The 7,605-nt window shown below is 41.6% G+C and carries 9 protein-coding genes and 2 pseudogenes; 3 read left to right on the top strand and 8 right to left on the bottom strand.

Features of this window, described 5'->3' with window-relative positions:
* Window positions 1–170 precede the first annotated feature (170 nt).
* From PX482_RS22420 to PX482_RS22410, 3 genes and pseudogenes are all read right to left on the bottom strand, one after another.
* Entirely contained in the window at window positions 171–608 is a 438-nt protein-coding gene (locus PX482_RS22420; protein WP_002758200.1) for a pentapeptide repeat-containing protein, read from the bottom strand.
* A gap of 114 nt (window positions 609–722) precedes the next feature.
* Window positions 723–2,195: a BCD family MFS transporter gene (locus PX482_RS22415; protein WP_288025665.1), complete on the bottom strand. Its 1,473-nt coding sequence runs from the start codon at window positions 2,193–2,195 to the stop codon at window positions 723–725.
* Between the two features lie 70 nt (window positions 2,196–2,265).
* A pseudogene (locus tag PX482_RS22410) lies at window positions 2,266–2,601 on the bottom strand (DUF4351 domain-containing protein); the annotation flags it as partial.
* A 106-nt stretch (window positions 2,602–2,707) separates the two neighbouring features.
* Between PX482_RS22410 and PX482_RS22405 the strand changes: the two are divergent.
* Window positions 2,708–2,893 (top strand): hypothetical protein, encoded by a 186-nt coding sequence (locus tag PX482_RS22405; RefSeq protein ID WP_155120374.1) that lies wholly within the window; start codon window positions 2,708–2,710, stop codon window positions 2,891–2,893.
* A gap of 183 nt (window positions 2,894–3,076) precedes the next feature.
* On the opposite strand, the pseudogene PX482_RS27880 reads toward PX482_RS22405, so the two are convergent.
* Window positions 3,077–4,054, bottom strand: a pseudogene (locus PX482_RS27880) (glycosyltransferase).
* A 270-nt stretch (window positions 4,055–4,324) separates the two neighbouring features.
* Here PX482_RS27880 and PX482_RS22390 point away from each other — a divergent pair.
* Entirely contained in the window at window positions 4,325–4,516 is a 192-nt protein-coding gene (locus PX482_RS22390; protein ID WP_002758191.1) for a DUF2949 domain-containing protein, read from the top strand.
* A 261-nt stretch (window positions 4,517–4,777) separates the two neighbouring features.
* On the opposite strand, the gene PX482_RS22385 is transcribed toward PX482_RS22390, so the two are convergent.
* The 3 genes from PX482_RS22385 to PX482_RS22375 form a co-directional block, all read right to left on the bottom strand.
* A complete protein-coding gene (locus PX482_RS22385) occupies window positions 4,778–5,236 on the bottom strand; it encodes a nitrate reductase associated protein (RefSeq protein ID WP_002758190.1) in 459 nt (152 codons plus the stop codon).
* Window positions 5,237–5,310: 74 nt separating this feature from the next.
* Window positions 5,311–6,150 carry a prephenate/arogenate dehydrogenase gene (locus PX482_RS22380; protein ID WP_002758188.1) on the bottom strand — a complete coding sequence of 280 codons (840 nt, stop codon included), beginning with the start codon at window positions 6,148–6,150 and terminating at the stop codon, window positions 5,311–5,313.
* Window positions 6,151–6,155: 5 nt separating this feature from the next.
* Window positions 6,156–6,518, bottom strand: a complete 363-nt coding sequence (locus PX482_RS22375) for a cupin domain-containing protein (RefSeq protein WP_002736559.1) — start codon at window positions 6,516–6,518, stop codon at window positions 6,156–6,158.
* Between the two features lie 104 nt (window positions 6,519–6,622).
* On the opposite strand from PX482_RS22375, the gene PX482_RS22370 reads away from it, so the two are divergent.
* Window positions 6,623–7,075 (top strand): SRPBCC family protein, encoded by a 453-nt coding sequence (locus tag PX482_RS22370; RefSeq protein ID WP_288123026.1) that lies wholly within the window; start codon window positions 6,623–6,625, stop codon window positions 7,073–7,075.
* An 18-nt stretch (window positions 7,076–7,093) separates the two neighbouring features.
* Here PX482_RS22370 and PX482_RS22365 read toward each other — a convergent pair.
* Window positions 7,094–7,605 (bottom strand): RNA-guided endonuclease InsQ/TnpB family protein (locus tag PX482_RS22365; RefSeq protein ID WP_288123024.1); only part of this gene is annotated, 512 nt, incomplete at its 5' end.

Below are 7,605 nucleotides of genomic sequence, written 5' to 3'. Positions count from 1 at the left end.
ACTCTTGTTCCCCACTTAAGCCCAACTATCGGCACTATTCGTTCATTAAACACTAATTGTCAAGATGCCATGTAATCTTTCCTATCAAAGTAATTTCAGTTCCGGTGCTGATTCGGAGCATCTTTCAATTTGACAACGCCAGGTTTTTAGATTCATTCAGCCCGCCCTATCTAGGGATTGCCACCACCCACAGCGATGCCAGTACCATAAATCTGAGCATTTGTCAAGTTAATTCTCTCCATCGATGCACCTGTCACATCGGCATCATAAATCACGGCACTGGTGAAATTGACTCCATCGAGATCAGCTTGATTGAAACTGGCATTAGTCAGAAAAGCTGCGGTCAAATTTGCGCCTTCTAGGTTAGCATCCGTCAAATCCGCGCCCTCTAAGTTAGCTTCCTCTAGATTAGCTCCTTGTAAATTCGCTTTTCTCAAATCTGCGCCGATTAGATGCGCCCCCCTTAAATCTGCACCGCGGAGATCACAGCCTGGACATTCCCGCGTATTCAATAATTGTTGTACCTGTTGAGGATTTTCCGCACCGACGGGGTTAATCAGCAGTAAGGAGGCTAGGGAACCTAGGGTAATCATTAAAGTCCTTTTCATCGTTTTAGCCTCCTCTTTCGTTTTCCTCTCTACTTTTAGGATAGGAAAAAAGCTGCTAACCAACTTCCCCCGATCGGGCTAATTCTCCTGTTATCTCACTTTTACTTGCTTTTGCTAGTCGATCTCTCCTTTCATGACTGTTGCGATCGCTGCTCGGGCATTTTCCTTAAATTCCTTCACATCAACCCGACTTAATAACCAAACTGCTAGGATCATTCCCAATGCTTGCACGAGGAAAACGAAGCCATAGGCTAAAACCGGACTAGAAAAGACAACTTTACCGATATTTAAAATCGTACCCCCTAAAACCGTGGCCAATCCCCGTGCGATCGCTTGGGATAATCCCCAAGCGCCGATAAAAGTTCCTGCGGTTTCGGCGGCGGTTAAATCTAACATTAAACTGGTAGCTCCGGCGGTAATCATTCCCGAAGCTAAACCGAAAAAGAGCAAGCTTGATTTTAATAAACTTTGGTTAGCAGAAAAGCCGGCAAAAATCAAGAGAATAAAACAAATTGTTGCAAAAATACAGCCATATTTAGTGGTTTTTTGTTTACCGATGCGGGGAATGAGCATAAATCCCGTGGCAGCAATACCAAAAAGGGTTCCGGTTCCCCAAAAAGCGTTCAATTGGGTCGTTTGGGCGATACACATCCCAAAAACCTCGCCGCCAAAGGGTTCCATAATTGCATCCTGCATAAATAAACTCAAAGTCATCATCAGCAGAAAGGTGAAAAATAAACCGGTTTGCCGACTAGCGGTGAGAACTTGTAGGGCATCTTTAAAGGTAATTTGATCCTCTCTTTGCACAAGAGTGGACCGGCTACTAAAACGAGAATATTTTTTTTCTACGCCAAAAGTCGCTAAAATACAGAGAACGAAAACGATAGCGGGCATAATCGCGAACACGGGGTTAATACTCGCCTGTAGCTGCGGAATATTGGCTATAGGGGCTGATTGAGTCGGATCATAGGTCAAAATATTTGTACCGCAGATATTGGGAGTATCCAGCAAACGAGAACTAACGATCGCCCCGACGACGATTCCCACCATCAGCATTGACCAAACTATAGCAACTAATTGCGATCGATTATCTTCATCGGACACATCCACCAAGAGGGCAGCAAAAGGGGTAGAACTGGCGCTTAAAGCGAGTCCGTAGAGGGCGAAAATTAAGGCCAAGAGGGCAATCCAGGCGTAGGAAATGGTATTCCATCCCGAAGTTTGAATACTAAGTCCCAATTGCCAGACTACCTGCAAAGCAACAAAAGCTAAAGCGGTAAAAACTGCCGCTCCAATCCAGACATAACCGCTGCGATGATGACCAAAAATAGTTTTACCGTCGGATCTTTGCCCAAACCAGATGCGTGCTGGACTAACAAACTGGTGCATAGCGATCGCAGCTGCGGCAAGAAAGGGTAAAACTTTTAACTCATCGATCATAATCCGATTGAGAACCCCCAAAGTCAGCAGGGACATAATACCTAGTCCCATCTGAAAGAGTCCTAAGCGAAACATGGTGAAAAGTCCCAGTTTTGGCAGGGGTTTTGGGGATGAGTGAGTAGAATTGGAGATATCGCTGGTAGCCATGGTTAAATCAATACAAAAAAAGCCAGTATTTAAAAATTTAACGCAGGACGAGCAGACATCTTCTGGGGATTTAAGTTTCTGTGTCCAATAACCAAGTGGTCAGATCTGTCAAGCTGGTAAAATCGAGCAGCGCTTCTCCTAAAGTTTCTAATTGTTCTAGGGATAGTTCTTGGATTTGTTGGCTTAAAGTTGAGGATATTTCACCTAAACGACGGTTAAGTAGTTGTAGAATCAAAGAAACCGCTTCTGATTGTCTTCCTTTTTCTTGGATGTCCTGATCAATGACTGATTCGCCCATAATTTCTTCTCTTAATAAGCTTCTGATGATTTCCTTACTTAATACTAACCCCGCCAGAATTGCTGTAGCGGCGGCTAAATTGCTTTTTTCAGTTCTACCCTTGATATTAAGTAGGTGGGTGGAATTAAATATAAGATGAACGTAGGTTGGGTTGAAGCATGAAACCCAACGCCCGATTATGTTACGCTACCGCTAACCCATCCTACAAATAATTGTGCCTCCCTACTTATCAATTTTTGTGGCTACTTTGGCCAAGATTTTCCTATTGTATTATCCATTTTCCTGTAACTGTATGTTCGAGTTAATCGAGATCGCAAAAAATGGAGATTTCTACGATCCCATCTTCCCCATTGTCCTCCCCGATGCCAAAATCTACAACCCCAAAGACCGACTAAAATAGACTCAATACTGGGAAACCGAAAGTAAAGAACTAGAAGAAACCATGAAACAGAGAGGAATCGCCAACCTGCGAGGAATTATCGACGATCTAAATCTTGGCACCGTGATCCAGAAGTCAAATCGTCAAGTGCTTACTCTGTAATGATTATAATCGATTCGATCTTTGTTTAGCGTTGAAGTTCCCTTAGGAATAAATTGGGTCTTTTTCCAGCAAACCTAGCAATTTTTGCATTTTAATCCAAACTCTTCTCATTTGCCAGAATTTACTTTTTCCCATGGCGGCTATTTTACTGTCAGCTTTTTGTAATTCCTCGTCTCTTTCTCGATAATCCAATTGGGTTTTTTGCAATTCTTGTTGCAATTCTTGTCCATGGATTTCTAATTGTTTAATTCGTTCTCTAGCCCGTTCCAACTGAGCGAATATATCGACTCTTAAGGTGACTAAAGCGGCAAAAATGGCTTGGATATTTTGGGAGTAAAGTTGGGGATGATTATAAAAAAGTTGGGTGTAGGAATAGATCTAGTGTTCTGCGGTCATTGAGCGACTCATAGAATCAGCTTTTTGTCGATAGAAAAATAACAATTCTGGGATACGATAGACTTCTCGACCTAATTCGATCAGAGATAACCAAAAATCGTGATCTTCCCAACCATAAATTAAATTGCTATTGTAGCCGCCCACAGTTTCCCAGTCGGATTTCCGAAACAAACCGGAGCAAAATATCATATTATCTACTAATATATCGGGAAATTTATACTCAGGCAGCGGCCAAATTCCTTGTCTATCGCCAAAATATTCCGCTTCGCAATAAACTATACCTAATTGCTCATTACTTTCTAGCAAAGCAACCGCTTTTTCTAGATAGGAATCGGCAATTTTATCATCAGCATCAAGGGGAAGAATATAGGTTCCTTGCCCTTGGGCAATTCCTAGATTTCTCGCTGTGGCAACCTCTTGATTTTCTGTGCGGATGATCCAGGTTTTTGGCTGTTGATAATTTTGTAAAATCTCGATGGTTTCTGGTTCTGTGGATCCATCATCAACGACCAGGATTTCAAAGTTTTGGTATGTTTGCACTAAAACAGATGTGATCGCATCATCAAGATAGCGACCTTAATTATAGCAAGGAATAATCACGGAAACTTGAGGAACATGACTCATTGAGGGAAATTCTCTCCTACTCGAGCAAAAACTAGGTTATCAATAGCTTATCCCAAAAGTTCCCCTTTCTCGTTTTTCTAAGTAAAGGAAGTGTTGATATCCCTACTAGCAATTTCGGGATAGTAGAACATATTATGGATAAATTCTTAAATTATTCCGATTGGTGGACAAAATCACCCAATTGGGTGATCCCCGTGAGGGAAGCATCTCTTTTTAATAGAGGATAAGTTATTCAATAATCCGATTATCATTACCAATGATCCTTACATCATGGAAGCTCATCAACAAAAACAACTCCGCACTTTCCTCTTGGAAAAATTAGCAATTTCTCCCCGTTCCTTCGATATGGCTGTGCGTCTCTGTGAAGCATCGGTGGGTTCTTTGCCGATGGTTTTATGGCAGTACGGTTTAATCGATTTGTCGCAATTGAATCAAGTTTTTGACTGGATGGAAACTGTATAATTATTTTCCAAGAATATGCTCATTAATTATCATTTTTATTAAGAGAATTGACCAAGTTCCAGAGCAGCGAGTTCCTGCAATTTATTTATTAAGTCCCGTTAAGGTTTGCCCTAGCAGAAAATCTCACCTTTGCTGGGACTAATTAAACCAGCTATCAGCCGCTATTTCCCCCCGTTTTAATTCGAGATTGATCTGGTATAAAATACTAATTTCTCGCCAAAGTAAGGTAGAAACAAACTTAATATACCATAGGTTCTTGAGTTAGGCATCGACTATATGAAACTCTTTCAGGGCCGGATAGAAGTTGAGATTTTCATGACCCGGACGACTGAGTTTAATCAGGGCAAACCGTTGGGATGGTGGCAATTTTTGCCATTGTTCTAAACTAATTTCGATCTGGAATTCTCTAGCTTTTTCTCGGACTGTATCGGGAATCTGGCTATCATCTAGCCAAGCAGGATCGGGATCTATTGCTAGTTCTTCCGGGGGATTGCCAGTTTTTTCGGCGATTAATTTTTGCAGAAAATCTCGATAGATTTTGGCTTCTGCTGCCGTCGTACAAGCCATATTAACTAATACCATTCTTTCTGGTTGAGTTAACTGCATCCAATGGGATAATTTTAATTTAACTCCACAGGTATCTAGTTTCATTCTCACGGCCATCGGTATGCAACGTAAGGAGTCAACAAATTCGGATTCAAAGTCAAAAAAGGTGTTCATATTATTGCCTTGGTTTACTGAGGATAAATCTATAATACAGCACCAGGGTATAATTGCTGGGCAAAATGGTATTTTTATTGAATAAACTTGGCTCGATATTGATGACTAGAAACGAGAATTTCCTCTATTTCCTGCCATTTTTCTCCTGCAATATAGTCAACAATTTGATCAAGATTTTGCCGATAATTTGTCAAGGATATCAATAAAGCTTGACGATTGTATTTAGCCATCATTAAACCTAATTCGGGATTGCCACCACCGACGCGACTGGTATCGCGAAAACCAGAACTAGCTAAATTTTCCGCTAATTCTCGAATATTCAGGTCTTGTTCTTTCGCACAAGCTTGGATTAAACTGGTACTAATCATTACTGGCAGATGGGAAATCCATGCCACGGCTCGATCGTGTTCTTCGGGGGAGGAATAATAAATTTTACAGCCTAATTTCTGCACGATTTCAGTTAAGATTTCCACGGCAAAGTTAGGGGTAGATTCAAGGGGAGTAATCAGATATGGGGCATTGACAAATAAACCACATTGTGCCGCATTAATTCCCTGTTCGGTTTTCCCAGCCATAGGATGACTACCGACAAAATTTGGCCACAATTGGCCACAATTGGCTACAATTACCCCTTTAACTGATCCCACATCGGTGACAATGGTTTGGGTTTTTAAATAGGGAGTTAATTTTTCCAAAGTTGGCACAATTAAATGTATAGGAGTACAGATAAAGATTAAATCGGCAGTAGCTAATAATTCTAAACTGGTGCTAGATTCATCTACAACTCCTTTTTGCACAGCGATATCACAGGTGTATTGTTGACGAGAAACTCCCAAAACTTTATAACCTTGTGAGCGGAAATCTAAGCTCAAGGAACCACCAATTAAACCCAGTCCAATAATGCCAATATTCATTAGGTTTACTCAAAGATAATTTCGTCTTCTAGTCGCCAAGCAGGATCGACAATGCACAAGAAAATTAAGGGTTCCTCCCCACAATTATGAATATATTGTTTAGCTAGAGGAGGTATATAAATGGCAGCACCGACAGTCACTAATTGCACTTCCTCATCGATGTGCATTTCCCCTTGTCCTTGCAAAATATAATAAACTTCCGCAGTTTTTAAAGCGTGGGGAGTAGAAGTTTCCCCCACATCTACCCAGGCGTGGGCTAAACTATAACGTAGATTTAACGGCTGTTTATCGGGATGCAATAACTCGCGCAATCGGGTATGATCACCGGCGATGAATTCCTCACATTCGAGCAGTTTTCTGATTAACATAGTAAAATTAAACCTCGAAGATTGTTTTTATTTTATCATTGAGTCAAAAGCTAAAGACTAATAGCCGTTATCATAGAAATATTCAGCATCGCCAGAATTAACGAATGACTTGGTTAGAACATAGTGTACAGGTAGAAGTGGACGCGCCGATCGATCTGGTTTGGGAGCTCTGGTCAGATTTAGAACAAATGCCCCGGTGGATGAAATGGATCGAATCGGTGAAAATTCTCGAGGAGGAGCCAGAGCTTTCCCGTTGGAAGTTAGCCAGTGGTGGTCTAGAATTTACTTGGTTGTCACGGATACTGAAAATTGTCCCCCACCAGATGATTCAATGGGAATCCGTGGACGGGTTGCCTAACCGCGGGGCAATTCGTTTTTATGACCGTCATGGTAGGAGTATTGTGCGACTGACAGCAGCCTATGCTATACCAGGTTGGTTAGGAAAATTGATGGATAATCTTTTCCTCGGTCGAGTGGTGGAATCAACCCTGCAAGCCGATCTAGAGCGTTTTCGCCTTTATGCTCTCAATATTGTCAATAATACGCCGCCAAGGTGAGTTGACATACTCCCACCGTCAAGCTACGCTGTGACGGGGGATTCTTGACCTATCACTATCGGAAATTCCTTGTTCGACGAGACAACTTAGATTCTCAATGTCTCCACTGAAAACCCAGAGGCCGGACTCTCCCAAGGCGTTTGGGTCGGTTTCTGTTTGCCCAACAGTACCGTTGAGATGATTTCCCAAATATTTCAACCCTTTTTTAAGAATGTTGATGGCTGCATTATGATCCCTATCCAAGACTGTTTTACAATTGGGACATTGATGAGTTCTAGTGCTTAATGTTTTTTGAACTCGCGTACCACAAACTGAACAATCTTGAGAAGTGAAATGCGGCGGCACAGCAACACAAACAATCCGATAAATCTTGGCAAAAAATTCAAACCATTGAGTGAATTGATACCAAGAAGCATCAGAAATCGACTTGGCAAGCTTACGGTTTTTGACTAAGTTTCTTACCTTTATAGCTTCATAGACTACCAGATCATTAGACTGGACTAACGCCAAAGCGTCTTTAATCGCTTTGT

The organism is Microcystis sp. M53602_WE12 (assembly GCF_030065455.1).
Taxonomy (GTDB): domain Bacteria; phylum Cyanobacteriota; class Cyanobacteriia; order Cyanobacteriales; family Microcystaceae; genus Microcystis; species Microcystis aeruginosa.
Note: the sequence above shows the minus strand (reverse complement) of the source record. Positions and strands in the feature narration are given on the sequence as shown.

Bases quoted from the DNA above. Each gene is read 5' to 3' on its own strand.
- PX482_RS22375 (WP_002736559.1), bottom strand. From the start codon at position 6,518: ATGTTAATCAGAAAACTGCTCGAATGTGAGGAATTCATCGCCGGTGAT.
- PX482_RS22390 (WP_002758191.1), top strand. From the start codon at position 4,325: ATGGAAGCTCATCAACAAAAACAACTCCGCACTTTCCTCTTGGAAAAA.
- PX482_RS22415 (WP_288025665.1), bottom strand. From the start codon at position 2,195: ATGGCTACCAGCGATATCTCCAATTCTACTCACTCATCCCCAAAACCC.
- PX482_RS22370 (WP_288123026.1), top strand. From the start codon at position 6,623: ATGACTTGGTTAGAACATAGTGTACAGGTAGAAGTGGACGCGCCGATC.
- PX482_RS22385 (WP_002758190.1), bottom strand. From the start codon at position 5,236: ATGAACACCTTTTTTGACTTTGAATCCGAATTTGTTGACTCCTTACGT.
- PX482_RS22420 (WP_002758200.1), bottom strand. From the start codon at position 608: ATGAAAAGGACTTTAATGATTACCCTAGGTTCCCTAGCCTCCTTACTG.
- PX482_RS22380 (WP_002758188.1), bottom strand. From the start codon at position 6,150: ATGAATATTGGCATTATTGGACTGGGTTTAATTGGTGGTTCCTTGAGC.